Source organism: Arthrobacter gandavensis, from assembly GCF_015355785.1.
Taxonomy (GTDB): Bacteria; Actinomycetota; Actinomycetes; order Actinomycetales; family Micrococcaceae; genus Arthrobacter_B; species Arthrobacter_B gandavensis_A.
Genome location: NZ_JADKYW010000005.1, coordinates 737,711 through 762,306, shown reverse-complemented (window position 1 = coordinate 762,306; position 24,596 = coordinate 737,711). Strand labels below are relative to the sequence as shown.

The 24,596-nt window shown below is 67.1% G+C and carries 24 protein-coding genes and 1 pseudogene; 10 read left to right on the top strand and 15 right to left on the bottom strand.

Features of this window, described 5'->3' with window-relative positions; all coding sequences use genetic code 11:
- Position 1 precedes the first annotated feature (1 nt).
- A complete protein-coding gene (locus ITX31_RS08650) occupies positions 2-1,510 on the top strand; it encodes an ABC transporter ATP-binding protein (RefSeq protein ID WP_194782995.1) in 1,509 nt (502 codons plus the stop codon).
- Positions 1,507-2,325: an energy-coupling factor transporter transmembrane component T family protein gene (locus ITX31_RS08645; RefSeq protein WP_194782994.1), complete on the top strand. Its 819-nt coding sequence runs from the start codon at positions 1,507-1,509 to the stop codon at positions 2,323-2,325. The genes ITX31_RS08650 and ITX31_RS08645 overlap by 4 nt, the downstream gene beginning before the upstream one ends.
- Positions 2,326-2,384: 59 nt before the next feature.
- Here the strand turns inward: ITX31_RS08645 and ITX31_RS08640 are convergent, their stop codons facing one another.
- Entirely contained in the window at positions 2,385-3,260 is an 876-nt protein-coding gene (locus ITX31_RS08640; protein WP_194782993.1) for an aminodeoxychorismate lyase, read from the bottom strand.
- 81 nt (positions 3,261-3,341) lie between these two features.
- Between ITX31_RS08640 and cls the strand changes: the two genes are divergently transcribed.
- Complete coding sequence (gene cls, locus ITX31_RS08635) at positions 3,342-4,808, top strand: cardiolipin synthase (protein WP_416354801.1); 1,467 nt, start codon at positions 3,342-3,344, stop codon at positions 4,806-4,808.
- 6 nt (positions 4,809-4,814) lie between these two features.
- Here the strand turns inward: cls and ITX31_RS08630 are convergent, their stop codons facing one another.
- From ITX31_RS08630 to ITX31_RS08620, 3 genes are all read right to left on the bottom strand, one after another.
- Positions 4,815-6,962, bottom strand: coding sequence for a chorismate-binding protein (locus ITX31_RS08630; protein ID WP_194782992.1), 2,148 nt, complete (start codon positions 6,960-6,962; stop codon positions 4,815-4,817).
- Positions 6,959-7,468 (bottom strand): low molecular weight protein-tyrosine-phosphatase, encoded by a 510-nt coding sequence (locus tag ITX31_RS08625; protein ID WP_194782991.1) that lies wholly within the window; start codon positions 7,466-7,468, stop codon positions 6,959-6,961. The genes ITX31_RS08630 and ITX31_RS08625 overlap by 4 nt, the downstream gene beginning before the upstream one ends.
- 83 nt (positions 7,469-7,551) lie before the next feature.
- Complete coding sequence (locus ITX31_RS08620; protein ID WP_194782990.1) at positions 7,552-8,355, bottom strand: methyltransferase domain-containing protein; 804 nt, start codon at positions 8,353-8,355, stop codon at positions 7,552-7,554.
- 173 nt (positions 8,356-8,528) lie between these two features.
- Between ITX31_RS08620 and ITX31_RS08615 the strand changes: the two genes are divergently transcribed.
- From ITX31_RS08615 to ITX31_RS15820, 5 genes and pseudogenes are all read left to right on the top strand, one after another.
- Positions 8,529-8,975: a flavodoxin family protein gene (locus ITX31_RS08615; RefSeq protein ID WP_194782989.1), complete on the top strand. Its 447-nt coding sequence runs from the start codon at positions 8,529-8,531 to the stop codon at positions 8,973-8,975.
- 192 nt (positions 8,976-9,167) lie between these two features.
- Complete coding sequence (dnaK, locus tag ITX31_RS08610) at positions 9,168-11,054, top strand: molecular chaperone DnaK (RefSeq protein WP_194782988.1); 1,887 nt, start codon at positions 9,168-9,170, stop codon at positions 11,052-11,054.
- Positions 11,055-11,056: 2 nt separating this feature from the next.
- Complete coding sequence (locus ITX31_RS08605) at positions 11,057-11,674, top strand: nucleotide exchange factor GrpE (protein WP_194782987.1); 618 nt, start codon at positions 11,057-11,059, stop codon at positions 11,672-11,674.
- 98 nt (positions 11,675-11,772) lie between these two features.
- On the top strand, positions 11,773-12,765 hold the full coding sequence (locus ITX31_RS08600) for a DnaJ C-terminal domain-containing protein (RefSeq protein WP_194782986.1): 993 nt from the start codon (positions 11,773-11,775) through the stop codon (positions 12,763-12,765).
- Between the two features lie 77 nt (positions 12,766-12,842).
- A pseudogene (locus ITX31_RS15820) lies at positions 12,843-13,229 on the top strand (heat shock protein transcriptional repressor HspR); the annotation flags it as partial.
- A 141-nt stretch (positions 13,230-13,370) separates the two neighbouring features.
- On the opposite strand, the gene ITX31_RS08590 reads toward ITX31_RS15820, so the two are convergent.
- From ITX31_RS08590 to trmB, 6 genes are all read right to left on the bottom strand, one after another.
- The gene (locus ITX31_RS08590; RefSeq protein ID WP_194782984.1) at positions 13,371-14,192 is read right to left on the bottom strand and encodes an ABC transporter permease; all 822 of its coding nucleotides are present in this window, start codon (positions 14,190-14,192) and stop codon (positions 13,371-13,373) included.
- A complete protein-coding gene (locus ITX31_RS08585; RefSeq protein WP_194782983.1) occupies positions 14,189-15,151 on the bottom strand; it encodes an ABC transporter ATP-binding protein in 963 nt (320 codons plus the stop codon). Before ITX31_RS08585 ends, ITX31_RS08590 begins: the two co-directional genes overlap by 4 nt.
- 35 nt (positions 15,152-15,186) lie before the next feature.
- Positions 15,187-15,483, bottom strand: coding sequence for a transcriptional regulator (locus tag ITX31_RS08580; protein ID WP_194782982.1), 297 nt, complete (start codon positions 15,481-15,483; stop codon positions 15,187-15,189).
- Positions 15,476-16,186: a hypothetical protein gene (locus ITX31_RS08575; protein ID WP_228529115.1), complete on the bottom strand. Its 711-nt coding sequence runs from the start codon at positions 16,184-16,186 to the stop codon at positions 15,476-15,478. The genes ITX31_RS08580 and ITX31_RS08575 overlap by 8 nt, the downstream gene beginning before the upstream one ends.
- Before the next feature lie 151 nt (positions 16,187-16,337).
- Positions 16,338-16,799: a GatB/YqeY domain-containing protein gene (locus ITX31_RS08570; RefSeq protein WP_194782981.1), complete on the bottom strand. Its 462-nt coding sequence runs from the start codon at positions 16,797-16,799 to the stop codon at positions 16,338-16,340.
- Positions 16,800-16,890: 91 nt separating this feature from the next.
- Positions 16,891-17,745: a tRNA (guanosine(46)-N7)-methyltransferase TrmB gene (gene trmB / locus ITX31_RS08565; protein WP_194782980.1), complete on the bottom strand. Its 855-nt coding sequence runs from the start codon at positions 17,743-17,745 to the stop codon at positions 16,891-16,893.
- A gap of 273 nt (positions 17,746-18,018) precedes the next feature.
- On the opposite strand from trmB, the gene ITX31_RS08560 reads away from it, so the two are divergent.
- Complete coding sequence (locus ITX31_RS08560; RefSeq protein WP_194782979.1) at positions 18,019-19,620, top strand: DEAD/DEAH box helicase; 1,602 nt, start codon at positions 18,019-18,021, stop codon at positions 19,618-19,620.
- 73 nt (positions 19,621-19,693) lie between these two features.
- Here the strand turns inward: ITX31_RS08560 and ITX31_RS08555 are convergent, their stop codons facing one another.
- The 4 genes from ITX31_RS08555 to ITX31_RS08540 form a co-directional block, all read right to left on the bottom strand.
- The gene (locus tag ITX31_RS08555; protein ID WP_194782978.1) at positions 19,694-20,962 is read right to left on the bottom strand and encodes a DUF4232 domain-containing protein; all 1,269 of its coding nucleotides are present in this window, start codon (positions 20,960-20,962) and stop codon (positions 19,694-19,696) included.
- 20 nt (positions 20,963-20,982) lie between these two features.
- On the bottom strand, positions 20,983-21,186 hold the full coding sequence (locus ITX31_RS08550; protein WP_194782977.1) for a DNA-binding protein: 204 nt from the start codon (positions 21,184-21,186) through the stop codon (positions 20,983-20,985).
- Between the two features lie 72 nt (positions 21,187-21,258).
- A complete protein-coding gene (locus ITX31_RS08545) occupies positions 21,259-21,828 on the bottom strand; it encodes a HutD family protein (RefSeq protein WP_194782976.1) in 570 nt (189 codons plus the stop codon).
- A gap of 2 nt (positions 21,829-21,830) precedes the next feature.
- A complete protein-coding gene (locus tag ITX31_RS08540) occupies positions 21,831-22,301 on the bottom strand; it encodes a pyridoxamine 5'-phosphate oxidase family protein (protein WP_194782975.1) in 471 nt (156 codons plus the stop codon).
- Positions 22,302-22,381: 80 nt separating this feature from the next.
- Between ITX31_RS08540 and ITX31_RS08535 the strand changes: the two genes are divergently transcribed.
- Positions 22,382-22,825 carry a YccF domain-containing protein gene (locus ITX31_RS08535; protein WP_194782974.1) on the top strand — a complete coding sequence of 148 codons (444 nt, stop codon included), beginning with the start codon at positions 22,382-22,384 and terminating at the stop codon, positions 22,823-22,825.
- On the opposite strand, the gene ITX31_RS08530 is transcribed toward ITX31_RS08535, so the two are convergent.
- A complete protein-coding gene (locus ITX31_RS08530) occupies positions 22,822-24,588 on the bottom strand; it encodes a hypothetical protein (RefSeq protein WP_194782973.1) in 1,767 nt (588 codons plus the stop codon). The two genes, ITX31_RS08535 and ITX31_RS08530, sit on opposite strands and share 4 nt — an antisense overlap.
- Positions 24,589-24,596: the final 8 nt, after the last annotated feature.

Sequence of the window (24,596 nt, the reverse complement as noted above, 5' to 3'; positions counted from 1 at the left end):
GATGGCCGCAGCCAACCCCGTGGCCGTTGCTGCCCGGGACTGGGGGTGGCGGCACGCCGGGCGCAAAGCCCAGGCGGTTGCCGGCGTTTCCTTCGACATCAACCCCGGGGAGCGGGTGCTCCTGCTGGGGGCTTCCGGAGCAGGCAAGTCCACCCTGCTGCACGCCCTGGCGGGAGTCCTGGGCGAGGACACCGGCGGGACCGAAAGCGGCACGCTGCGGCTCGACGGTGCCCATCCCCAGGGGGCGCGGGGGCGTGCCGGCCTGCTGCTGCAGGACCCCGACTCGCAGATTGTGCTCTCCCGGGTGGGCGACGAGGTGGCTTTCGGGGCCGAGAACCTCGGTGTTCCCCGCGCGGAGATCTGGGAACGGGTACACGCGGCCCTGGACGACGTTGGACTCCGGGTGCCGCTGGGGCATTCAACCGCGGCGCTCTCCGGCGGCCAGAAGCAGCGCCTGGCACTGGCCTCGATCCTGGCGATGGCTCCGGGGCTGCTGCTGCTGGACGAACCTACTGCCAACCTCGACCCCGCCGGTGTACTGGAAATCCGGGACTCCGTTGAACGGGTCCTGGACCGGACCGGCGCCACCCTTATTGTGGTGGAACACCGCGTCGCAGCGTGGGCGCAGCTGGTGGACCGGGTCATAGTGCTCGACGCCGGCGGGGGACTGCTGGCGGACGGCCCGCCCCGGGAGGTCCTCACCGCCGAACGAACGCGCTCCCGCCTGGCTGAAGCCGGTGTTTGGCTGCCCGGCGCAGCGGTGGATGTTCCGCCGCCCCTGCCCGCCATGCCGGCAGCAGAGGACCTGCTTACCGCCGACGGACTCGAGGTGGCACGCACACCCCGCGGACCGGCAGTGCTCACCGGGGTCGATCTGGCCCTGAAGGCCGGGGATGCCCTGGGAATCACCGGAGCCAACGGAGCCGGGAAGTCAACCTTGGCGTTGACGCTGGGAGGGCTGCTGCGTCCCCGCGCCGGGAAACTAACTGCTTCCCCGGCGCTGGCTCGGGAAGCGGGAAACACCCCGTCCAAATGGAAGTCGGCCCAGCTGGTGACACGGATCGGGACCGTGTTCCAGGAGCCGGAGCACCAGTTCCTCACCGGCTCGGTCCGGGAGGAGCTGGCTTTCGGCCCGCGCCGCGCCGGGCGCAGCGAAACCGATGTCAGGGATACCGTGGAAGAACTGGCGCACCGGCTGAAGCTGTCCGGGCTGCTCCAGGCAAACCCGTTCACGCTCTCCGGCGGAGAGAAGCGCAGGCTCTCGGTGGCTACCATGCTCGCAACCTCGCCGGACATCCTGCTCCTGGACGAGCCCACCTTCGGCCAAGATGCCAACACCTGGCGGGAACTGGTCTCGCTGCTCGCGCAGCAGCGCCGGGACGCGGGCTGCGCCGTCGTCTCGGTGACGCACGACCGCGAGTTCACTGCGGCACTGGGCGGCCGCATCCTCCAAGTGCAGGAGGGCCGTGCAAGCCTGCATCCGGCCGAACCCACCGGGGCGGCAGCATGAGCGCCCCGGCCGTGCGGCCTGCCGCCGCAGGAACCCTCCCCGGCCCGCAGGGTTCCCGGCTCAGCGCCGCGAACCCGCTATCCACCCTCGGCGCCGCCGTGGCGGTCACCATCGCCGTGCTGCTGACGGTGGACTGGGTCAGTGCCACCGTGGTGCTGGCAGGGGAGCTGGCGCTGCTGCCGCTGCTGCGGATCAGTCCCTGGACGCTGGCAAAGCGGATCTGGCCGCTGCTCATCGCTGCCGCCGTGGGGGCCTACGGGACCGCCCTGCTGGCCGAAAAAACGGGCGACGTGCTGCTGGATGCCGGACCGCTGCTGGTCACCACGGACTCGGCAGCGGCCGGTATCGCGATTGGGCTGCGCGGACTGGCGATCGCGCTGCCGGGGATCTTCCTGCTCGTCACGGTGGACGCGACGGACCTCGCTGACGCACTGGCCCAGCGGCTGCGGCTGCCTTCCCGGTTTGTCCTCGGTGCCCTGGCCGCAATGCGGCTGGTAGGACTGCTGGTCCAGGAATGGCGCACCCTCGGACTGGCCCGGCACGCGCGCGGGGCCGACGCCGCCGCCTCGCCGCTGGGGAAGTTCCGAAACTTCCTGGGCCAGGGCCTTGCCCTGCTGATCCAGGCGATGAGGCGCGCCACCCGGCTGGCCGTCGCCATGGAAGCCCGCGGGTTCGGCGGCAGCGAACGGACCTGGGCGCGTGCATCCACGTTCAGCCGCATCGACCTGTGGGTCCTTGCCTACGGCGTCGGACTCGCGGCAGCGGCCATATCCGCGGCCGCAGCGGCGGGGACATTCAACTTCATCCTGTCCTGAAACGCAGGCGGGCGCAGCCGGAAAGGCTGCGCCCGCCTGAGATCAATGTGCTCAAGCCATTAGAGGACGGTTTCCACCAGGGCTGCCAGCTCCTCGGTCAGCTCGCGGGAAACGGGCACCGGGTTGCCGTCGATCGATTTCACCGGGGCGAGCAGACGAATACTCGAAATCAGCCACACGCCGTCGGCCTGCATGAGGTGGGTGGGCTCCAGCGGGCCGTAGCCCAGCTGCCAGCCTTCCTTTTCTGCGGCAGCGAACAGGGCGCTCTGCGTGGTCCCTGGCAGGATGCCGCTTTCAAGCTCCGGAGTAAGCAGCGTCTTCACTCCGTCCTCCACCACGGCCAGTACCACGGTGGAAGTGGGCCCCTCCAGCACCTTGCCGTCAGAAGACGTGAAGATGACGTCATCCGCGCCGTCCTGGTTGGCGAACCGAATGGCCGCCATGTTCACCGCGTAGGACAGCGTCTTGGAACCCAGCAGCAGCCAGGGAGCACGCTCTGCCACCGAGGAGTCGTAGCCGCGGTCCAGCAGCAGCACGTCCAGGCCTTCCTCCCGCTGGCGGGCCGTGGACTCGGGAACGGGGGAGGCCGCCACCCACGCCGTCGGGGATCCGGCGCCCTCGGGTCCGCGGGTGAGTATGAGCTTTACGACCGCGGGCACGTCCCCGTGCACGCGGGCAAACTCGGCAAGCGCCGTCGCTATTGCCGGTTCCCAGACCTGCGGGGAAGGGAAGTCCAGCTGCAGGGCCGCAGCGGAGGAAGCCATCCTCTCCAAATGCATGTCCACTTTCCGGGCGTGCCCGTCCACGGCAAGCATCGACTCGAAGACTCCATCGCCGCGGGTGGCCCCGAGGTCCGTTGCCAGCAGCTGCGGCCTGGACGCATCCGCGATGCGTCCAGCGGGATATGCGGGATCCAGGAAAACCAAAACAGTCATACAGCAAGCCTAGTGGCCGTCCGGGCCCATTCCGGGCGCTAGGCTGAAGGGAAGGTTGGGTGGTCGGAGGGAAAAGCGCACGTGTGGTGGACGGTTACTGCTCCAAACTGGCTCGCGACGAGCCTGACAATCCTGGACTTCGCCATCCGGATCATCGCCCTCGGTGTAGTGCCCGGAAACCGTCGTCCCACCACGGCCATGGCCTGGCTGCTGGCGATCTTCTTCCTGCCGGTTCCGGGAATCATCCTGTTCACGCTCTTCGGCAACCACCGCCTTTCCGAGCAGCGGGTGGACCGCCAGACACAGATCAACAAGAGGGTCCGCGAAAATACGCGCGAGCTTGAGGCTGAATCATCCTCCTACTCCGGTCCGGACTGGGTGCTCTCTGCCGTGGAACTCAACCGGCGCCTCGGTTCACTGCCCAGCCTGGACGGCAACAAGGTGGAGCTCCAGCGCGACTATGAGGAATCCATCCGGCAGATGACCGATGCCGTCCGCGGCGCCACCAAATACGTGCACGTCGAGTTCTACATCATGAGTTACGACGCCGTCACCCGGGAGTTCTTCACCGCACTGCGCGACGCCGCCGAACGGGGCGTAACCGTCCGCCTGCTCTTCGACCACATTGGAACGCTCCGGGTGAAGGGCTACCGCCAGCTGCTCAAACAACTGAAAAGCAGCAGGATCCAGTGGCACCCAATGCTGCCGATCCAGCCGTTCCGCGGCCACTGGCGGCGTCCGGACCTGCGCAACCACCGCAAGATCCTCGTGGTAGACGGCGTGCTTGGTTTCACGGGTTCGCAGAACCTGGTCGAGCCCGGCTACCGCAAACCCGGGAACCACAGGACGGGCCGCAAGTGGGTGGAGCTCATGAGCCGGCTTGAAGGCCCGGTGGTGGATGAAATCAACGTGGTGTTCGCGACGGACTGGAACATGGAGACGGATGAGAACCTTGAACAGGAGCTCAGCCTCTACGAGTGGACCTCCAAGCCCGGCGAAGTAACCTGCCAGGTGGTTCCTTCCGGCCCGGGATTCACCACCGAGAACAACCTGCGCCTCTTCACGTCGCTGCTGTATTCCGCTTCCGAGCGCATCTCCATCACCAGTCCCTACTTCGTCCCGGATGATTCGCTGCTCTACGCAATCACGACGGCGGCACAGCGCGGAGTGCAGGTCGAGCTTTTCGTCTCCGAACGCGGCGACCAGTTCCTGGTAGATCACGCCCAGCGTTCCTATTACGAGGCGCTGATGGAGTCCGGGATTCGGATCTGGCAGTACCCTGCACCGCTGGTACTGCACGCCAAGCACTTCACCGTGGACAACGACGTCGCCGTCCTGGGCTCCTCCAATATGGACATGCGGTCCTTCTCGCTGAACCTGGAAGTCTCGATGATGATGTTCGGCGGTGACATCGTTGAGAATATGCGCCAGGTGGAGGACACCTACCGCAGCCTCTCGAAGGAACTGATCCTCGAGGAGTGGCGCAACCGCCCGGTATGGCAGCGCTACGTGGACAACGTGGCACGCCTCACAGCAACCCTCCAGTAGCGGCACCTATCCGGCGGGAACCTCCGAGCCCAGCGCACCCAGGACGCCCCTGGACTTGGTCCTGACTTCCTCCCATTCCGCTGCCGGGTCGGACCCGGATGTCACGGCGCCGCCGACGCCGAGGCGGACCGAAGTCCCCCCGGCTCCGTCCGGGCGCAGCTCCAGGGTGCGGATCACCACCGAAAGATCCGCGGCTCCGGTCAGCGAGAAGTAGCCAAGCACCCCGGAATAGAAACCGCGGGGCCCGGACTCCAGCCGGTCCAGGATCTCCATGGTGCTGACCTTGGGCGCGCCCGTCATGGAGCCGGCGGGAAACGCGGCGGCCACGGCTTCTGCCCAGCTGGCTCCCGGGGCCAGCCGGGCGTCGATGGTGCTCACCAGCTGGTGGACCGTGGCGTAGCTTTCCACCACGCACAGCCGTGGAACCGCCACGGTTCCGGGAACGGCCAGCCGGGAAAGGTCATTACGCATCAGATCGACGATCATGATGTTCTCCGCACGGTCCTTGGTGCTTTCCAGGAGGTCCCGGCGGAGAGCGTCGTCTTCAGCCGGGGCAGTGCCGCGCGGCCGGGTGCCTTTGATGGGTTCAGCCCGCAGGTTCCCGCCGGCACTGATCCGGAGGAAACGTTCCGGGGAAGTGCCAAGGAGCGCCAGGCCGCCGATGCGCAGCAGCGACGCGAAGGGGGCCGGGCTTCGGCGCCGCATCACGCCGTAGAGTTCCAGCTCCTGCCGGGGTGACAGAGAACCCGGCAGGGTGGCCTCGAGTGCCGTGGTCAGGCAGATTTCGTAGCTGTTGCCGTCCCGGATCTCGTCCTGGGCCAGGAGGACCTTAGCCAGGTATCCGGCACGGCTGTCACGGAAGCTGAACACCGGACTGTCGGTGCGTTCCGTGCGGGACGGGGTTCCGGCCGGGTTCCGCGCACCGTCGACGGCGTCCAGGGCCGTTCGGAGCCAGCGGGCCTCCGGGGTGCCGGGCTCCGGGATGACCGCAGCCTGGTGTTCCGGGCCGGCTGCTGCCGCGGGATCATCGAGGTCCGGATCGTGCAGGAGGAGCACATGGACCTCGGCGCGGGCATGGTCCAGTACTACCGCGCGGGCAGCGAAAATGAGTGCGGCATCAGCATCGGTTCCGGGTTCTTGGCCTGCCCGCCGGGCGGCAGCAGCAGCAGCACCTGTCTCCCGTTTCAACCCGTAGCCCAGCGCTCCCATCCAGCCGAGGGCAAACGGACAGGGATAGGTGGCAGGGACACTCACCGGCGTCCTGCCCCACTCGGAATCAAGCCAGCGGAAGAACGGCCCGGGGATGTTCATGGTCACCGGGCCCCAGGCCACCCGGGTGGTCCCGGATGCATGGACGGCATGGCGGCCCAGGGCGCCGCCGTCGTCCGCCATGATGCTGAACCGGCTGCGTTCCGGCGGGCTGCCACCGGCGCCTGCAGTACCGGCGTCGGAGCTGTCCAGCCACACCGCGTTGGGACTGTTTCCGAACAGAGTGCCGAAAAGCGCCTGCGGATCCGGTGCGCCCGGCAGCGTGTGGACGGAGACTGACGGGCCCGGCCGGGCAGTCAGGCCGAGGCCGGGGGCAGGAAGGGGAAGGGACTGCAGCGCGCGCAGGGCGTACCGGTAGAGGGGGAAATGCGAGGGGCCGCTGGAGAGGATGACTCCCGCGTCTGCGGCAGCCGGGTCTGCGGCAGCCCAGGCGGCCTCCTGCCGGGCCCAGCGGTCCCAATGCGGCGCATACGTCTCACCGTCGCGGGCCAGGGCCCGTTCCTTGCGGAGCTCTTCGGGAGCCTGCACCCACACCACGGCATCGAGGAGTGTGCGTGCGGCTCGGTGCGCCGCGCCGACGCCTTCAAAAATGATGATCTCGGCCGGTTCAGTCCGCCGCGGCCTGCCGTAGCTTCCGACGTCCCAGTCCCAGGCCCGCCAGGTTGCCTCCCGTCCAACGGCAAGCGGGGCCAGGACTTCGCGGCGGTAGTAGTCCATGCCCCGCTGCAGCCCGTCCCAGCCCGGATACACGTCTTCCAAATGGAACACGGCCACGGAGCGGTGAACACGCAGCGCGGCAGCCAGTTCCAGCGCAAGGCTGGTCTTCCCTGCCCCGGAGAAGCCGTCGATGCCGATCAGCAGCGGTCGCCCGGCGGCGGCGGTCATCTGCTGCGGTCCGCCAGGGCCGCGCGAACGTACTCCACCACACCGGGAACGGCAGCCTGGATCAGTTCGTAGGAAGCGTCGAAATCGGTCATGTCCCCGTACCAGGGGTCGGTTATCCCCTGCGCACTCGCCGAAAGATTCGCCGCAGCCGGATCAAAGCTGCGAAGCATGCGGATTCCGTCCTGGTTGCCTGATGGTGCCTCGGCCTGCAGGTGGGCCAGATGCCCGTGGTCGAGGGCCAGGATAAGGTCCCGGGAGCCGTACCACTCCGCCTCGAAGGGCCGGGCCCGGAAACTGTCCAGGGCAGGCTCCGGATATCCGTGTTTCCGCAGTTCGGCGGCAGTTCGGGGGTCCATGGGACGCCCTGCTTCCCATCCCGTCACACCGGCGGAGTCCACCTCGGCCCGAGTTCCAAGGCCGGCTTCGGCCAGGGCGCGTTCAAGGCAGAACTGGGCCATGGGCGAGCGGCAGATATTGCCGGTGCACACCGTGATGATTCGGTACATGCTTCCAGCCTACCCAGCGCCGGATGCCGTCCGTTCCCGGTGCACATCTGTCCTTGGCCCAGGTCTGTCCTCAGCGCAGCCCGTCAGGCCCGGGCCAGCAACTCCCCGTTGGGCATCAGGAACCAGCCGTCCGGAGACTCCGCCCAGCGCTTCCAGCCCCCGGCGATCCTGGCCAGGTCATCCGTGGTGGCAAGGCCGCGTTCCAGGGCCTGTTCGGCGTAGGCGGAATGGAGCACCCGGTCAGCCCAGGCGGCTGCGTGCCAGCGGCGGCGCTCGTCGGTTGCGTACAGCCAGTTCGACGACGACGGCTCCAGCTCGGTGAACCCGGCCTCCAAGGCCCAGGCGACCAGCCGGCGGCCCGCATCCGGCTCCGCCCGGTTTCCGCGGGCAATCAGCTGGTACGTCTCCATCCACTCCTGGAGTTCGGGAACGTCCGGATACCAGCTCATGGCGCGGTAGTCGGCGTCGCGCACTGCCACCAGACCGCCGGGACGGGTGACGCGGCGCATTTCATGCAGGGCCGCCACCGGGTCCGTGAGGTGCTGGAGTACCTGGTGGGCGTGAACCACGTCGAACGTGTCGTCCGGGAAATCGAGGTCGTAGACATTTCCCGGTCGGAACTCCACGTTGTCCGCGCCGCGCTCGGCTGCCAGCGTCCGGGCACGGACCAGCACGTCCTCGGACCGGTCCAGTCCGGTGACCAGGCCGGGTGCCGCGAGTGCTGCGAGGTCCAGGGTGATGCTGCCGGGTCCGCAGCCAACGTCGAGGACCCGCAGCCCGGGCCGCAGGTGCGGGAGCAGGTAGGCAGCCGAATCGGCGGCACTGCGGGCGGCGTGCGCGCTCACTACGCTTCGGTGGTGTCCGTGCGAGTACGTGTCCTGGGGCATAGCAGGACGATACGCGGACCCGGCCCCGAATCCCCGCAGTGCAGGCGCTGAAGGTCATGCTGTGTCATATCGGGCGGAATCGTCTGCCCGGCCCGGCCGATTCAGGCAACCCCTTGTGCGCCCCGCGGCGGCGGTGCCTTCATAGAACAGGGGGGCGCAGGAAAGGAACCCGGATGAAGGCCGTTGTCCTCTACGACTCTGCCTACGGCAACACACGCCGCATAGCCGAAGCGATCGCCGGTTCCCTCCAGGAGGTGGACGGAGAAGCAACGCAGGTCCCTGGCTTCCGTCCGGAAACCCTCAGGGCGGGTGACCTGCTGGTGGTGGGAAGCCCGATCAACGGCTGGCGGCCCACCCCTGTCATCACGGCCGCACTGGAAGCGCTGGAAAGGGACCAGCTCCGGGGAATTCGGGCCGCTGCCTTCGATACCCGGGTCCGCCTGTTCATCCACGGTGACGCTGCGGGGAAACTCACTGAAGGGCTTCGCCGCCGCGGGGCGGAGATAGTGGCTGCGCCGCAGCCCTTCTACGTGAAGGGCATGGAAGGTCCGCTCCTGGCCGGGGAGATCGAGAAGGCCCAGTTCTGGGGGCGTTCGCTGCTCCACGCCGTCGGCCGCTGAGCGGGACAGATCCGTCAACCAAGGGTTGAGTGGATATGACTCAACTTTGTTGACAAAAAACTGCCCGCGAGTAAAGTTGAGTGCAGAACGCTCAATATGCGCTACGGGTGGCGCAACGGGAAGCGTCCGGCTTGATTCCTGCCGGACGCTTCCAGCAGCGGCCATCGATTTCCAAGGAAAGAGGGAGCAAATATGTCACGTGCAGTAGGTATCGACCTCGGAACCACCAACTCCGTTGTCTCCGTCCTTGAAGGCGGCGAGCCCACCGTCATCGCCAACGCCGAAGGCGGCCGGACCACCCCGTCGGTCGTTGCTTTCGCGAAGTCCGGTGAAGTCCTGGTCGGCGAGATCGCCAAGCGGCAGGCCGTCAACAACATTGACCGCACCATTTCCTCGGTGAAGCGCCACATGGGCACTGACTGGAGCGTGGACATCGACGGCAAGAAGTACACGGCCCAGGAAATCTCGGCCCGCATCCTGCAGAAGCTCAAGGCCGACGCCGAGGCGTACCTGGGCGAAAAGGTCACCGACGCCGTCGTGACCGTCCCTGCATACTTCAACGACGCCGAGCGCCAAGCCACCAAGGAAGCCGGCGAGATTGCCGGACTGAACGTCCTGCGCATCGTCAACGAGCCCACCGCGGCAGCACTCGCCTACGGCCTGGACAAGGGCAAGGAAGACGAACTCATCCTGGTCTTCGACCTCGGCGGCGGCACCTTCGACGTCTCCCTGCTGGAAGTCGGCAAGGACGAGGATGAGTTCTCCACCATCCAGGTCCGCGCCACCGCCGGCGACAACCGCCTCGGCGGCGACGACTGGGACCAGCGGATTGTCGATTACCTGCTGAGCCAGGCCAAGGCCAAGGGTGCAGACCTGTCCAAGGACAAGATTGCCCTGCAGCGTCTGAAGGAAGCGGCGGAGCAGGCCAAGAAGGAACTCTCCTCGGCGACCTCCACCAACATCTCCCTGCAGTACCTCTCCGTGACCCCCGAAGGTCCCGTCCACCTGGATGAGCACCTTTCGCGGGCCAAGTTCCAGGACCTGACCAAGGACCTGCTGGACCGCACCAAGAAGCCGTTCCACGACGTCATTTCCGAAGCCGGCATCAAGGTCTCGGACATCGACCACATCATCCTGGTTGGCGGCTCCACCCGTATGCCTGCCGTCTCCGAGCTGGTCAAGGAACTGGCCGGCGGCCAGGAGCCGAACAAGGGCGTGAACCCGGATGAAGTCGTGGCCGTTGGCGCAGCCCTGCAGGCCGGCGTCCTGAAGGGCGAGCGCAAGGACGTGCTGCTGATCGACGTCACCCCGCTTTCCCTGGGCATTGAGACCAAGGGCGGCGTGATGACCAAGCTGATCGAGCGCAACACGGCCATCCCCACCAAGCGCAGCGAAACCTTTACCACGGCTGATGACAACCAGCCCTCGGTGGCTATCCAGGTCTTCCAGGGCGAGCGCGAGTTCACCCGGGACAACAAGCCGCTGGGCACCTTCGAGCTGACCGGCATCGCTCCGGCACCGCGCGGCGTGCCGCAGGTCGAGGTCACCTTCGACATCGACGCCAACGGCATTGTCCACGTCTCCGCAAAGGACAAGGGCACCGGCGCTGAACAGTCCATGACCATCACCGGCGGTTCTTCCCTTTCCAAGGAAGACATCGACCGCATGGTCCGCGAAGCCGAAGAGCACGCTGCCGAGGACAAGAAGCGCCGCGAGGCCGCCGATGTCCGCAACTCCGCCGAGCAGCTGGCCTACTCGGTGGACAAGCTCCTCACCGACAATGACGACAAGCTGCCCGAGGACGTCAAGTCCGAGGTCAAGGGCGACGTCGATGCGCTGAAGAAGGCGCTGGAAGGCACTGACAACGACGACGAGGTGAAGGCCGCGTTCGAGAAGCTGCAGGCCTCGCAGACCAAGCTCGGCGAAGCGATCTACTCCCAGGCCCAGGCAGCCGGCGATTCGGGTGCCGGCGCCGGTGCTGACGGCGGCTCCGCGGCAGGTGAGGGTGCGGGCGGTTCGGCTGCAGGCGATGAGGACATCGTGGATGCCGAAGTCGTCGATGACGAAGAAAAGAAGTAGCCATGGCTGCTGAGGACGCTAACGGAAACCAGACCCCGGGCAATGAGCCTGAGGACAACCTGGACCCCCAGTCACAGCAGGCAGGGTCCTCCGGGGAGGGCGCCCAGCCCGCCCCGGAGGGCGGCGCTGAAGGCGACGCACTGTCCCAGGCCGAGGAAATCCTGAACACGGCCGGAGCCGAGGCGCCCGCCGCCGCGGGATCCCCGGAAGCCGCGGAACTGCGCAACGACCTGCTGCGCCTGCAGGCCGAGTACGTGAACTACCGCCGCCGCGTGGAACGGGACCGGGATGTGGCCCGCGAGATGGCAGTGGTCGGAATGCTCAATTCCATCCTGCCGGTCCTGGATGACATCGAGGCTGCCCGCAAGCACGGCGACCTGGAAGAGGGGCCTTTCGCCTCGATCTCCGTCAAGCTGGAAAACACGCTCAAGGGCTACGGCCTGAGCCGGATCGACGAGACCGGAGTGGAGTTCGACCCGAACATCCACGAAGCACTGATCCAGCAGCAAAGCCCGGACGTCACCTTCGACACCGTCACGCAGATCCTGCGCACCGGCTACAGGGCTAACGAGCGGGTGCTGCGTGCGGCACAGGTGATTGTCTCCGTTCCGGAGCAGTAGCACTCTACGCCAGGGGCCGCCGCGAGGCGGTCCCTGGCGGCTCCGTACCGGAGCAGGCCTAAGCGTTGTTTATGCAAGACACAGGAAGGGGACACCAATTGGCTAGCCAGGATTGGGTCGACAAGGATTTCTACAAGATTCTGGGTGTTCCCAAGGACGCTTCCGACGCCGACATCAAGAAGTCGTACCGGAAGCTCGCCCGCAAGTACCACCCGGACCAGAACCAGAATGATCCGTCCGCGGAGAAGATGTTCAAGGACGTGTCCGAGGCATATTCGGTGCTTTCCGACGCCGAGGAACGCCAGCAGTATGACGCCATCCGCGCCATGGGCGGCGGCGCCCGGTTCTCCGCCGGCGGCGGAGGCGGTCCCGCAGGCGGCGCCGGCGCCGGATTTGAGGACATCTTCGGCGGACTGTTCAACCAGTCCTCCGGGCGTTCACGCCGCACCACGTACAGCACCGGCGGAAGCAACATCCCGCCGGAGTTTGCCGACCTGTTTGGCGGCGGCGGTTTTGGCGGCGGAGGCTTCGGCTCAGCGCCGCCCCAAAAGGGTGCGGACCGCACGGCCAGCACCACCATCTCCTTTGCCGGTTCCATCAACGGAACCGTCATTGGACTGCGGGAACCCAGCGGCGAAGTGGTCGAAGTCCGTGTTCCCGCCGGGGTCAAGGACGGCCAGCGCATCCGGGTGCGGGGCAAGGGGATGCCGGGAGCGGCCGGCAACGGGGACCTCATGGTCACCGTTCACGTCACCCCGCATGACTTCTTTGTGCGGGACGGAAACAACATCCGCATCCACGTTCCCATCACCTTCCCGGAAGCGGCCCTCGGTGCCACCATCGAGGTGCCCACGCTGACCGCGGACAAGGTCAAGCTCAAGGTTCCGGCCGGCACTCCGTCCGGGCGCACGCTGCGGGTCAAGGGCCGCGGCGTCCACACGTCCAAGGGCAACGGCGACCTTCTGGTGACAGTCGACGTCGCGGTTCCCTCGCATCTGAACAAGGACGCCAAAGCGGCGGTGGAAGCTTTCGCGGAGGCGACCAGGGGAGAGGATCCGCGGGCAGGGCTCGCAGCCAAGGCACGCCTTTAGCGCGGCAGCAGCCTATGCGCCGGGCGCGCAGTTACTATAACGGGAACACCCAGGAAACGAAGGAGAGGGCAGTGGGCATCGACGTCAACGCGCCGATCTTCGTGATCTCGGTCGCCGCAGAACTGGCGGACATGCACCCGCAGACGCTCCGCCAGTACGACCGGCTGGGCATTGTCAGCCCCAGCCGTGCACCCGGCCGGTCCCGCCGGTACTCGCAGCGGGACATTGAGATGCTGCGGGAGGTCCAGCGCCTGTCCCAGGAGGGCGTCTCGCTCGAGGGCATCAAACGGATCATGCAGCTGCAGCAGCAGGTGAACGGACTCCGCCAGCGTGTGGACCAGCTCTCGGCAGAGCTGGACCAGGTGCAGCAGCGCAGCTCTGACATGGGACGGGTCTTCGCCGCCGGCTTGGCCGGAGACGTCGTTACGCTTTCCCGCGGCCAGCGCCCGCCCGCCTCCAAAGCGGCCTCGCGCACCGGACTGGCGGCACTGGTTGCCCGCAGCCGCCGGGTCATGGCACTGCCGGCAGGCAAGGGCGCGGCCGTTGAAACCGAGCTCGGCTACACTGCCGACCGCGGGGACTTTTTCCGCGCAAACTAGCCGCGCTCAGCGGAAGCGCCGGCCCTGGTCCCGCCGATTGGCCCACACCGCGGCCGCGCCCAGCAGGACGGTCCATGCAAGGAAGCAGATGACCGATGCCGGTGCCAGCTCCGCTCCGGAGAAAACCGACACGGAGATGTCCCGGGCGGCCCGCGACGGCAGGAACAACGAGAGGCTGTTCAGCCCGGGAGAGAAAATCGCCGGCGGCAGCATCATTCCTCCCGCGAAGGCCAGCGGGAAGAACACCACCTGGGTGAGGGCGATCGCCACCTTTGATGTGCACAGATAGCCGATCAGCAGTCCCAGGAACAGGAACGGCAGGCCGCACAGCAGCCACACCAGCACGGACGCCGGGATCCGCCACCAGGAAAGGGTCCCGTCCGTATACAGCTGCAGCCCGGCGGTGGTGGTGGCACCGACGGCCAGGACCGGGATCAGCGCGAAGAACGCGAACATCATGGCGGTCACGGCGCGAGCCACCGTGGCGGGGAAAGCCCCGGCCGGCAGGGTGCGGACATAGCTGCTCCACGGGTTGGCCCGTTCTTCGGCCACGCCGATTCCGTAGTTGAACAGGAACGCACTCATCACGCCGAAGACCGCCAGCTGCGCGATGGACATCAGCGATGCCTGCGGATCGGACGTCACGGCCGTCTGCGGCAGGACAAAGAAAACCAGCGCGAGGGTGGGGAAAACCGTGGAGGACAGCACCGCCACCGGAATCCGCAGCTGTTCGAGTACCTGCGCCCGGGTGTGGATCCGGATCAGCGCGAACAGCGGCTTAGTGGCGGGGAGTTCAGAGTGCGCGTGAACTGCTGGGGCGGCGCTCATCCGGCTGCCTTCCTGTCCATGGCGGGGCCCTGCGGAGCCCTGCCGTCTCCGGCGGGGGAGTGGGTAAGGGAAATGAATGCTTCTTCCAGGCTCGCGGCGTGGACCTCGAGCCCGCGGAAATCCACCTGATCCCGCACCAGCGTCCGAACCGTTGCATCGGCGTCGTGCGTGAGGATGGTGGTGGCGCCCGATGGCGACAGGTTGACTGAAACGGTATCCGGCAGGGACTCGAAGAACGACGGCGGCAGGGCAGTGTGGAAGGAGACCCGGCTGGCGCTGACCCGGCTTCGGATTTCGTCCACCTGGCCGTCTGCCACTACGGCACCGCTGTTGATGACCACCACCCGGCTGGCCAGGGTCTGGATCTCGTCCAGGTAATGGCTGGTGATCAGCAGTGTTCCCCCTGCGGCACGGTAATCGGCGAGCCGTTCCCAGAGGTTCTCCCTGGCTTCGACGTCCAGGCCGGTGGTGGGCTCGTCCAGGATCACCAGCCGCGGCCGTCCCACCAGGGCAAGGGCCACCAGCAGGCGGCGCTGCTGTCCGCCGGAGAGGCCGCCGCACTGCTTGCCCGCTGCCGGGCCCAGGCCAAACCCGTCCAGCAGCTCGGCGGTGGGTACCGGGTTGGCATAGTGCGAGCCGACGAAGTCCACCGTTTCCCGTACCCGCAGCGTCGCGGGCACCGAGGTGGCCTGCGGCGTGATGCCCAGCTGCTGGCGGGCCCGCGGATTCCGCGGGTTCCGGCCAAAGAGCTCGACGCGGCCGGAATCCGGCTGGCGGAGCCCGCTGAGCAGGTTCAGCAGTGTGGACTTGCCAGCGCCGTTGGGGCCCAGCAGGCCAACCGTCTCACCGGCGGTGACGGTGAAGTCGACACCGTCCAGGGCAGGGACCGGGCCGTAGCTTTTGCGGACGCCGTAGGCACCCGAGAGGACTTCACCGGGTGGGAAGGGGGGAACGGTCATGGCGGGTTACTCCTGGCAGCGGGGAGGCGGGGCGGTCAGGCCAGGCCTGAGAGCAGATCGTGGAGGTTCTTGCGGTAGCGGGCGTAGGCGGCTTTCCCCTCGGGGGTGATGCCCACGTAGGTGGCGGGCGTGCGGCCTTCGATCGTTTTGGTTACTTCCACGTAGCCGGCGGCCTCAAGCTTCCGCAGATGGGTCGAAAGGTTGCCTGCCGTCATCTCCAGCATCTTCTGCAGCTTGGTGAAGGCAATCTGGTTGTTCTCACCAACTTCATTCAGCGTGGTGAGGGCTCGCAGGCGGGACTCGGCGTGGATGACGGGATCGAGCTCAGGCACCGGTCCGGCCGTTCCGCTGCCGGCGCGTGCGCACGTACTCGACGGCGGATCCGGCCAGCAGGCCGGTTGCACCCAGGAACAGGAACACTGCCAGGAAGAATTCCGGACCTGAAACCAGTGCCGCAATGGCCACGAGCAGCAGCCAGATGCCCAGCAGGGACTGGGCCTTGTCATTGAAGATGATTCCGCCGGTGATGTACAGCAGGCCGACAACCAGGACGGCAATGGAGTTGACCAGCAGGCCGCGAAGCCAGAAATCTTCCATCGCCCTGCCGATCACGGCGCTCATGGCTGCCATGACGGTGAAGCCCAGCGTCCAGGCCAGGCCGTACATGCCGCCCTGGAAGGCGGACTGTCCGCGGACGCCGCGGCTGCTGCGGGCAAACAGGACGATGGTAGCGACGGTTGCTGCCGCGAGAGCCGTTCCCAGGATGCCAAGGGCTGCGGAGGGGGCCAGGTCAAGGCGCCCCTGCTGGGTTCCCCAAAGCGACCCGTACCCGACGATCCAGGTGATGCCCCAGATCAGGTAGACCAGCGCGGTGTTGCCGCCCAGGTTTCGGCGGGCGGAACGCTCTGCGTCCTGGACGACCCGAAGTGCTGAGTGCAGGTCCAGTGGCAGCTCTTCCGCCGCCGCGGGGTCCGTGTGTGCGCCGGACAGTTTCGGCGCGGCCGATGGGTACGCACCCGTTTCGTTTTTGCTCATGCAAAGTAGTTTGCACTACAAACCTCTTGCGTGCAAGCGGTGCCCGTGCGGGTCTGTCCTGGGTGCTTGGCTGCCTGCAAACCTGGCTGCCGGGAACGCAGCGGTGCGGCGACGCGGAGTGCTGCGTGGCTGTGCGGGGCGCTGTGAACAGCTAAGCGAGCCTCGAACGGACGATGTCGCTGACGGCCTTGCCGTCGAACCGGCCGGCAACCTTGGCAGTAACGGGCTTCATGACCTGCCCCATCGAGCGCATGTTCAGCTCGGTGCCGCCGGCCCTGAGCTCGGCTATGACGCCGTCCGCAATAGCTGTGACCTCTTCCCTGCTCAGCGCCTCTGGCAGGTAGGCCTCGATCACCTCTGCCTCGGCGACCTCCGCGTCAGCCCGGTCCTGCTGGCCGGCATCAGCGTAGATGCGGGCAGTGTCACGGCGCTTGGCAGCTTCCTTCTGCAGCAGTGGGATGATCTCCTGGTCCGTGAGGTCCACAGGGGTCTTCCCGGATTTCTCGCGGGTGCCGATTTCGCCCAGGACGTTGCGGACCGTCGTCAGTTCCAGCTTCCGGCCGGCCTTCATGTGGGCCGTTACATCGGCCTGGAGCTGTTCCTTCAGGGTCATCGTCTGTTCCTTTGCGTTAGTTCCAGGGCCGGTTACTCAGCGACCGCCCGGAGGAAGATAGCGCCCGGTGCGGCACCACCGGGTGCGGCGGCTAAATGCGGCGGTAGGTCAGGTCGAAAATGAGCCGGCCGGCCTGGTGTGCCTTGTTCTCGAAGCTGGTAAGGATCCTGCCCTCAAATCGCGGTGCCCACCCGCCGTGCGTGTCGACGTCGTCGGACGCCTCCTTGCCTTCCAGTCCCTGGCAGCGGACCTGGGTCAGCGGACTTTCGGCGCCGGAACGCTCTCCGGGATGCAGGCTTTCGAACCGTGCGGAGGCATCCAGGACCTCGCGCATCTGGACAGCGTAGTCGGACCAGTCGGTGGCGAGCCGCCACAGCCCGCCGGGCACCAGTGCCCGGGCGGCGAGTTCGGCGAAGGTGTCCTTGACCATGCGCCGCTTGTGGTGCCGGGTCTTGTGCCAGGGGTCGGGGAAGAAGACCCAGAGCTCGTCAACGGAGCCGGCCGGCAGCATGGTCGTGAGGACCTCGGGTGCGTTGGCCTGCACCACGCGCACGTTTGTCAGGCTCTTCTGCCCGATGCGCTGCAGCGTCTGGGCAAGGCCGGGGAGGTACACCTCGACGGCCAGGAAGTTCTTGTCCGGATTCTGTTCCGCCGCGTGCGTAATGGCTTCGCCGAGGCCGGAGCCGATTTCGACGACGAGGGGAGCCTTGCGCCCAAAGGCCGCATCGGCGTCGAACACGTAATCCGGATCCACCGAAGTATCCGAGTGCACACGCGGAACGTCGATGACGAAGTCGTCCGAGAGGTCGTCCCAGGCCTGCTGACGCCGTCCCTGCAGGCGGGAGCCCCTGCGGACAAAGGACACCGGGGCCCGGAAATGCGCGGCATCGGGGCTCTCGGGCCCGTCGGCTGCGTCGGAAACGGGCAGGGCTGGGTCAGTAGTCATCGGTGCTAATGCTACCCGCGCCAGGAGAGAGCCAGCCTGCACGGTAAGCACCCCTAATTAGGTTACTGGCACCGATCCGGTAAACTGGGGGAAGTTGTTGCGACTGCCGCGCCTAAAAACCGCGTGTGTAAGCAGCGCAACCTGCGTCGATGAACGCTTTCTTTTGTCCCGCCCGTTAGCTACGGGGCGGTGGACACTGTCTGACTTTTCTTCGGCGAACCCACTGCGCCAGATGGCACGGGGGGCCACTTACCGAAAGTTGCCTGTCTCTTTATGACTACTTTTGCTGCCCTTGGCGTACCCAAGGCACTTGTTTCTGTTCTTTCTGCCCAGGGAATCGCTGAGCCGTTCCCCATCCAGGTGCAGACCCTGCCGGACACCCTCAAGGGCCGGGACGTACTGGGCCGCGGACGCACCGGTTCCGGCAAGACCCTTGCCTTCTCGCTTCCCCTCGTCGCCCGCCTGGCCGAGGGCGAAGCCGCCTACCGCCGCCGGCCGAACCGCCCGCTGGCACTGGTGCTGGCGCCGACCCGTGAACTGGCAACCCAGATCAACAATGTCATTGAGCCCCTGGCCGGCGAGCTGGGCCTGAACACCACCGTGATCTACGGCGGCGTTTCCCAGCAGCGCCAGGAAAAGGCGCTGGCCGCCGGCGTCGATATTGTCATTGCCTGCCCCGGCCGCCTCGAGGACCTGATGAAGCAGAAAATCATCAGCCTTGAATCAGTTGAAATCACCGTGCTGGACGAGGCCGACCACATGGCGGACCTTGGCTTCCTTCCGGTAGTGCAGCGCCTGCTGGACCGCACCCCGGAAAAGGGTCAGCGCCTGCTGTTCTCCGCCACTCTGGACAACGGCGTGGACAAGCTGGTCCGCCGCTACCTCTCCAACCCGCTCACGCACTCCGTGGACGAGCCGCAGGCAGCAGTCAGCACCATGGAGCACCACGTGCTGCTGGTCCAGGACCAGACCGCCAAGAAGCTCCTGGTCAAGGAACTTGCCTCCGGGCACGGCCGCCGCATCATGTTTATGCGTACCAAGCACCACGCCCGCAAGATGGCCAAATTCCTGACGGACAGCGGCATCCCCGCGGTTGACCTCCACGGCAACCTCTCGCAGAACGCCCGTGACCGGAACCTCGCCGAGTTCGCCTCCGGCGACGTCCGCGTCCTGGTTGCCACCGACGTCGCCGCCCGCGGCGTCCACGTGAACGACGTCGAGCTGGTTGTCCACATCGATCCGCCCACGGAGCACAAGGCATACCTGCACCGCTCCGGCCGCACCGCGCGTGCGGGCTCAGACGGAACCGTGGTCACGGTGACCCTGCCTGAGCAGAAGGGTGAGGTGTCCAAGCTGATGAAGGCTGCCGGCGTCGACGTCTCGATCGAGAAGGTCTCCCACAACTCCCTATCCATCGCCAAGCTCATCGGTGAGCGCGCAGCCGTGGTGGAGCCGCACGTCCGTGCCGCCCAGCTGGCGGCCAAGTCTCCGCAGCAGGGCGCAGGACGCTCCACCGGTGCGAACGCCCAGCGCAAGCGCGCAGCCCGTTCGGGTTCCGGCGCCGGAACCCGGGCCGGCGGTCGCGGCGGTGCAGGCGGCCGCGGCCGCGTCTCCGCGGAGCGAACTGCTTCCGCAGACGCTCCCCGCGCCCAGCGCAGCCCCGAAGGCCGCCGCGGTTCGGCAGCCGCAGCCACTTCGCAGGGCCGCAACCGACGCCCCGCCACCGGCCAGCGCGCCGGAGACGTGGCAGCAGCCGGCACGCACCGTTCCGGCAGCTCCCGTTCGGCTGCGCCGGCATCCAGCGGCCGCCCGGCCCGCTCCGCCGGCCCTCGGCGGGCCACGGCTCCGGCCTCGAACGAACGCCGCGGACGCTAACTTCAGCGCATAAGCATAGGCCCTGTCCCCGTTTTGGGGCAGGGCCTATGCTTTTGGGCCTTGTCGACCGTGGTCAGGGAATGGGCAGGCTTCCGGGCGGTGGTGCGCCGGGGCCGGCGGGAGTCCAGGAAGTAACCGTCAGGAAGCCGGGTTCCGTAAGGTCGAAGTCCACTGCCAGGCTCTGGCGGAGGGTACCGGAGTAGGGGGCGACCAGCAGCGTGCCCACCCTGCTCATCCCGGCCCCGGCCGTAGCGCGCCAGCCGATGCCCGCTTCGGCGAACTGGCCTGGCTCAATGATGAACGGGTCCTGGTGGCCAGTATCCGTGGTCATCATGGACCCTCCGTGGACAGCCGTGATGTCCATGACCCATCCGTCGGTCCGGTTGAAATCCAGGTCGGGATACGCGTGCACAACACAGCTGCGGCTGCCGGTCACTTCCAGCGTGATGCGGGCACCCCTGCTTCCCAGTGCCGCGTCGAAGCCGTCTATGCCCATCCGGACTTCGTCTCCTGTGCACCACGCGGGGTCGGGCTCTTCAAACGCGTGGCCGAATTCCGGGGCCCCGATCACCACGGGCTCCGGGTCCTGCACGGGTTGCGGCCCCGGCGGCGCGGCGGCCTCCGGCACATACTCCCGCTCCTCGAGCGGGCCGGGAGGCTGCCACGACGGAAGGAAGGCCAACGCTGCCGTGCCTGCCAGCACTGCAGCGGCCAGGGGGACGAAGAACCGGCCTCCGATGCGAAGCGCGGAGCCGGACACGGCGGGCACAGTACTTGGATTCGCGTGGCGGGCTGCGGCCAACGCAGGCAGCCATCCCCACAGGAAACCCCAGTAGATCCCGGCCGTCACGGGTGGAACCAGGGAGCCGACGAGGAATTCGGGCTGCTCCGGCGGCCAGCCGACCAGAAGGCCACGCAGACCCAGGGAGCCTGAACCGGCTGCAGAAGCGAGGATAATGCACAGCCACGAGGCCTGAAGCGGGGAAAGCCACGGCACCGTTCTGCGCCGGGCCAGCCGCCGCAGCAGCATCACGGTCAGTGCGGACACCAGGACGGCCCCCGCGAGGGCAGCCACCCAATGGTCTCCCGGCGGCGGACCGGATAGTCCGGCACCAGGACTGAGCTCGACAGTCCGCGGAAAGACAACCCAGGTGAGTTCCGGTGCCTGTGGGAGGGCGGCCAGAACGGAAGCTAGTGTCCCGGATGCCACCCATAGGGCTCCTGCCAGCGCGGCGGCCAGGAGCCGGGTTTGCCGGGCCCGGTCGTCTTCTGCCTCCGAATGCCGGGAGCCGGGTTCATCCGCGGATGGTTCGCCGGTTTCTCCGCCCCCAAGGTTCGCCATTTGCCGAAGTGTACACCGGCCTATCGAAGGCCCAGCCCGTGCTCGTTCAGGGCCGCCTCAATGAGGTCCAGCGCCTTGGGGCCAACGCCGTGCAGCTGCGCCAGTTCCTCCCGGGGCATGCCGGCCAGCTGCCGCAGCGCCGTGAACCCCGCTGCTCCCAGGCCCCGGGAGGCAGGTGCGCCGATCCTCGGCAGCTCATTCAGCGACGTCGGTGATGTGCTCATGCCTCGATGCTAGGCACCGGGGGGGGCCGGGAGCCCAGACCCACCGGGCTTCACTGCCCGGCTGGGGGACGTTCAGCCCACCGGATAGAAACTGACGACGGCGGCAAAACCGCGGCCGAACACTTGGGGCTGATCCGGGCCGCCGGCTACCGTGTCCAGCAGTCCGAGGTCCTCGGTGGCTTCTCCGCCGTCCAGTGCTGCTTTCGCCGACCCCTGCAGCAGGACCAGGAACTGGTCCGGTCCAAGGGACGGAGAATTCTTTTTGGACAGTTCCACCACCATCACGGCGGCGCCGTAGCTGTCCCTCCTCGCGAGGGTGTTCAGCACCGTGACCTCACCCGTGGGCAAGGACGCCTGCACGGGAACGTCGCCGGGGTAGCGCAGGGGCCGTAGCCGCTCCATGGCGTGCTCAGTGCCGTCGACGTCCAGGACCAGCAGCTCGCCCTCCACCGGAACCGTGATCCGGTCAACGCCCGGGAACACGGTGAACGGCCCGGACTTCTCGACGGTTGCAGCGGACAGGCGCCACCCGGGGCTGCCTGACGGATCTGCCGGGCCGGAGGCCAGGTCCTTGGCGCGGCCGGAATTCGACCCCCAGGAGCGGGAAGGAAGGGATGCGAACCGCACCAGGGAACCAGTCATGCCTACTCGATGAGCGCCTGGCGGCGTCGGGCTTCAAGAATGTGCCGCCGTGCGGCGTTGGTGATCTGGAAACGGCGGCCCGTGGTCTCGGCCGGGACAATCCGAATGAAGTTGTTCTTTTCGCCGGCCTGCCACGGGAAGAGCTCAAGGTCTGCGGAGTCCAGGACATCTTCGATGGATTCGAGGCGGGATGCCGTTCCCTTGGCAACGACGCTCCATGCGTAGCCGAGGCGGTCGTCGTAGCCGTCAATTTCGAACGCAACGGCGGACCCGTCCAGAGCTGCGGCGAGCTTGGTGCCTTCAGCGGTCCGGAACACCAGGGTTCCATGGTCCACGGCGAAGTTGATGGGGAAGATATCGGGGTGTCCTTCGACCACCACGGCCAGCCGCCCCACGGACGCTTGGCGGATATAGTCCCAGCATTCCCTGGATCCGAGCTCGACGGGTGCACCTGCATCATTGGTTGGCGGCATGTCACCAGTCTAGGCGCAAGCGCAGCACAGCAGGAGCAGGCGCCCGTGACTCCGCGGAGCAAATGGAGAACAATGGGTCCATGAAGGCAATCCTGAACGTCATTTGGCTCCTGTTCGGCGGTATTTGGCTGGCCCTGGGCTATGTTCTGGCCGGAATCGTCTGCTGCCTGCTGATCGTGACCATCCCGTTTGGCATAGCGTCCTTCCGGATCGCCTCCTACGCCCTCTGGCCGTTTGGCCGCACCGTGGTGGACAGCGGCCGGGGAACGGGCGCGCTGGCTACTGTGGGAAACGTCATTTGGGTGGTCTTTGCCGGCATTTGGATCGCCTTCGGTCACGTGGCTACGGCAATCCCCATGTTCCTGAGCATCATCGGCATTCCGCTGGGCATCGCCAACCTGAAGATGATCCCCATTTCACTCGTGCCACTGGGCAAGCGGATTGTGCCAACGTCCGGTTCCGGACTGGTGCCCTACGACCGCAGCGCTTCCTACGGCACGTATCCGGGCCCGTACTACCGCTAGCCTGACGACCCGTCCAGGAACGAAGCGGCCAGAGCTGCCGCGTCCGCGCTGCTGCCCTGGACGAACACCGCTACGGCAATGTCACCCTGGATGGCCGTTACCCAGCCATGGCCGGGCTTTCCTCCTCCGGTTCCGGCGGTTCCCGCTGCCGCCAGGACGGGTTCACCGGATACTGACTGCAGGGCTCCAAACGTTTCTCCGGCGCTGTCCCCGGCCACGTTTGCGCGCAGCGTCCTGCGCAGCGATGCGGCTTCTTCCGGGCTGAGGGCAGGCGGCCCGTCACCGCTGGCCGACGGCGACGGGCCGCCTCCGCCTCCGCCGCGTGCCTCAGTGTTGAGGACCAGGACCGGTGAAACCCGTTCGCCCCTGGCAACGGTTGCCGCAGCAACTGCTGCGGCGAGTGGTGATGCCAGCACCTGGTCTCCGGCGCCTGCGGCTTCGGCCTGCTGAGTTCCATCGGAGCCTTCCGTCACTGCTCCATAGAAGGCCTCTGTTCCAAGTCCGGAGGCGACGCCCAGGCCCAGGGCTTCCGCGGCAGCACCGAGCGCCGCATCATCGGCGGCATCCGAGCCTCCGGCACGCAGCCGGGCCAGGGCATCGGCGGGCTCGAAGCCGGTGTCAAGCGAAAACTCGGCCCGGAGAGCCGTCTGCGTCCCGTCCGTCCCGGGACCGCCGCCGGCGGCCAGGAGATTGCCGGTAGAAGGCTGGAGTGCCACGAGCGAGGCGCCGGGGGAATCAGCCAGCACGGCGTCAGCGCGGGACTGGATCCCCAGGTCGAGGGTGGTCTCCAGTGCTTCGCCGGGTTCCGAGGGAGCTTCAAAGAGCGGAGCTGACGCGGTGTTGTCCGCGTTCAGGATGCGAACAGTTACGGCGTCTGAACCACGCAGCAGGGAATCGTATTCGCGCTGGAGCCCCGAGATTCCGGCCAGGTCCCCGGGCGCAAGCGGGCCGTCAGCGGCCATCTCCTCGGTTGCCGGTCCCACACTTCCCAGCAGTTCAGCCGCGAAACCGGGACTTGGGGCAAGCACCTGCCTCTCCGGCAGGGCCGCAGCGCCCGGAATGGTGGCGATGTCGGTTTCGAACGCCGGTGATACCTTGTCCTGCCGCACGGTGACGGCCTCGATGAACGCGTCCGGGGCGGCTGCCTGCACCTTCTCGGCAAGCGCGTCCGCGTCCAGCCCCAGATAGAGCGAAAGGTAAAAGACGGAGGATGCGTACTCGTGTGCGCCCAGCACTGACTTATCCAGGCCCACGCGCCACACGGGCCAGTGCCGCATCAGCACGGAGCCGCCGGCTCCAAGTATGTCCGCGCGCGGCGGCGGGCTGGCCTTGCGGACCAGCCGCTGTCCGGGGAGCAGATCCGGATGCACGGTGGTGGACCGGAAACGGGTCTGCCACCTGCTGCCCGGGCCGCGTTCCAGCGTCACCGTGGTCTCGTAGCTGAAATCATCCGGCGATGCGTTGACGTCCCAGACATACTTCAGCGTGGCTACGGCCTCGTTGGAGGAGACCTCGTCGATCCCGGCGACCGTTACGGAAGGGGTGATGTTCATGCCGGAGACTTCGTACTCAAGCATCCCGTTCACCGCCTCGACGGTGGACCCTGCAAACTCGTTTCCGGTGACGTCCAGACGGGACAGGCCCTCCGCCAGCGCGGCGGCGGACTGCTCCGGACCCGGGCGTTCTTCAGGAGAACATCCGGCCAGTGCGGGGCCCAGGAGTGAGAAAGCTGCAACGGCAGCCAGCAGGCGGTTCTTCCCCATTCCGGAAG

Excerpts from the sequence above, each read along its gene's own strand:
- ITX31_RS08555 (WP_194782978.1), bottom strand. The coding sequence starts at position 20,962 with ATGGCGAACCTTGGGGGCGGAGAAACCGGCGAACCATCCGCGGATGAA.
- ITX31_RS08605 (WP_194782987.1), top strand. The coding sequence starts at position 11,057 with ATGGCTGCTGAGGACGCTAACGGAAACCAGACCCCGGGCAATGAGCCT.
- ITX31_RS08530 (WP_194782973.1), bottom strand. The coding sequence starts at position 24,588 with ATGGGGAAGAACCGCCTGCTGGCTGCCGTTGCAGCTTTCTCACTCCTG.
- ITX31_RS08650 (WP_194782995.1), top strand. The coding sequence starts at position 2 with ATGGCCGCAGCCAACCCCGTGGCCGTTGCTGCCCGGGACTGGGGGTGG.
- ITX31_RS08535 (WP_194782974.1), top strand. The coding sequence starts at position 22,382 with ATGAAGGCAATCCTGAACGTCATTTGGCTCCTGTTCGGCGGTATTTGG.
- ITX31_RS08550 (WP_194782977.1), bottom strand. The coding sequence starts at position 21,186 with ATGAGCACATCACCGACGTCGCTGAATGAGCTGCCGAGGATCGGCGCA.
- ITX31_RS08630 (WP_194782992.1), bottom strand. The coding sequence starts at position 6,962 with ATGACCGCCGCCGCCGGGCGACCGCTGCTGATCGGCATCGACGGCTTC.
- trmB (WP_194782980.1), bottom strand. The coding sequence starts at position 17,745 with ATGACTACTGACCCAGCCCTGCCCGTTTCCGACGCAGCCGACGGGCCC.
- ITX31_RS08575 (WP_228529115.1), bottom strand. The coding sequence starts at position 16,186 with ATGAGCAAAAACGAAACGGGTGCGTACCCATCGGCCGCGCCGAAACTG.
- ITX31_RS08545 (WP_194782976.1), bottom strand. The coding sequence starts at position 21,828 with ATGACTGGTTCCCTGGTGCGGTTCGCATCCCTTCCTTCCCGCTCCTGG.
- ITX31_RS08645 (WP_194782994.1), top strand. The coding sequence starts at position 1,507 with ATGAGCGCCCCGGCCGTGCGGCCTGCCGCCGCAGGAACCCTCCCCGGC.
- dnaK (WP_194782988.1), top strand. The coding sequence starts at position 9,168 with ATGTCACGTGCAGTAGGTATCGACCTCGGAACCACCAACTCCGTTGTC.
- ITX31_RS08585 (WP_194782983.1), bottom strand. The coding sequence starts at position 15,151 with ATGACCGTTCCCCCCTTCCCACCCGGTGAAGTCCTCTCGGGTGCCTAC.
- ITX31_RS08590 (WP_194782984.1), bottom strand. The coding sequence starts at position 14,192 with ATGAGCGCCGCCCCAGCAGTTCACGCGCACTCTGAACTCCCCGCCACT.
- ITX31_RS08615 (WP_194782989.1), top strand. The coding sequence starts at position 8,529 with ATGAAGGCCGTTGTCCTCTACGACTCTGCCTACGGCAACACACGCCGC.
- ITX31_RS08570 (WP_194782981.1), bottom strand. The coding sequence starts at position 16,799 with ATGACCCTGAAGGAACAGCTCCAGGCCGATGTAACGGCCCACATGAAG.
- ITX31_RS08560 (WP_194782979.1), top strand. The coding sequence starts at position 18,019 with ATGACTACTTTTGCTGCCCTTGGCGTACCCAAGGCACTTGTTTCTGTT.
- ITX31_RS08540 (WP_194782975.1), bottom strand. The coding sequence starts at position 22,301 with ATGCCGCCAACCAATGATGCAGGTGCACCCGTCGAGCTCGGATCCAGG.
- ITX31_RS08625 (WP_194782991.1), bottom strand. The coding sequence starts at position 7,468 with ATGTACCGAATCATCACGGTGTGCACCGGCAATATCTGCCGCTCGCCC.
- ITX31_RS08640 (WP_194782993.1), bottom strand. The coding sequence starts at position 3,260 with ATGACTGTTTTGGTTTTCCTGGATCCCGCATATCCCGCTGGACGCATC.
- ITX31_RS08620 (WP_194782990.1), bottom strand. The coding sequence starts at position 8,355 with ATGCCCCAGGACACGTACTCGCACGGACACCACCGAAGCGTAGTGAGC.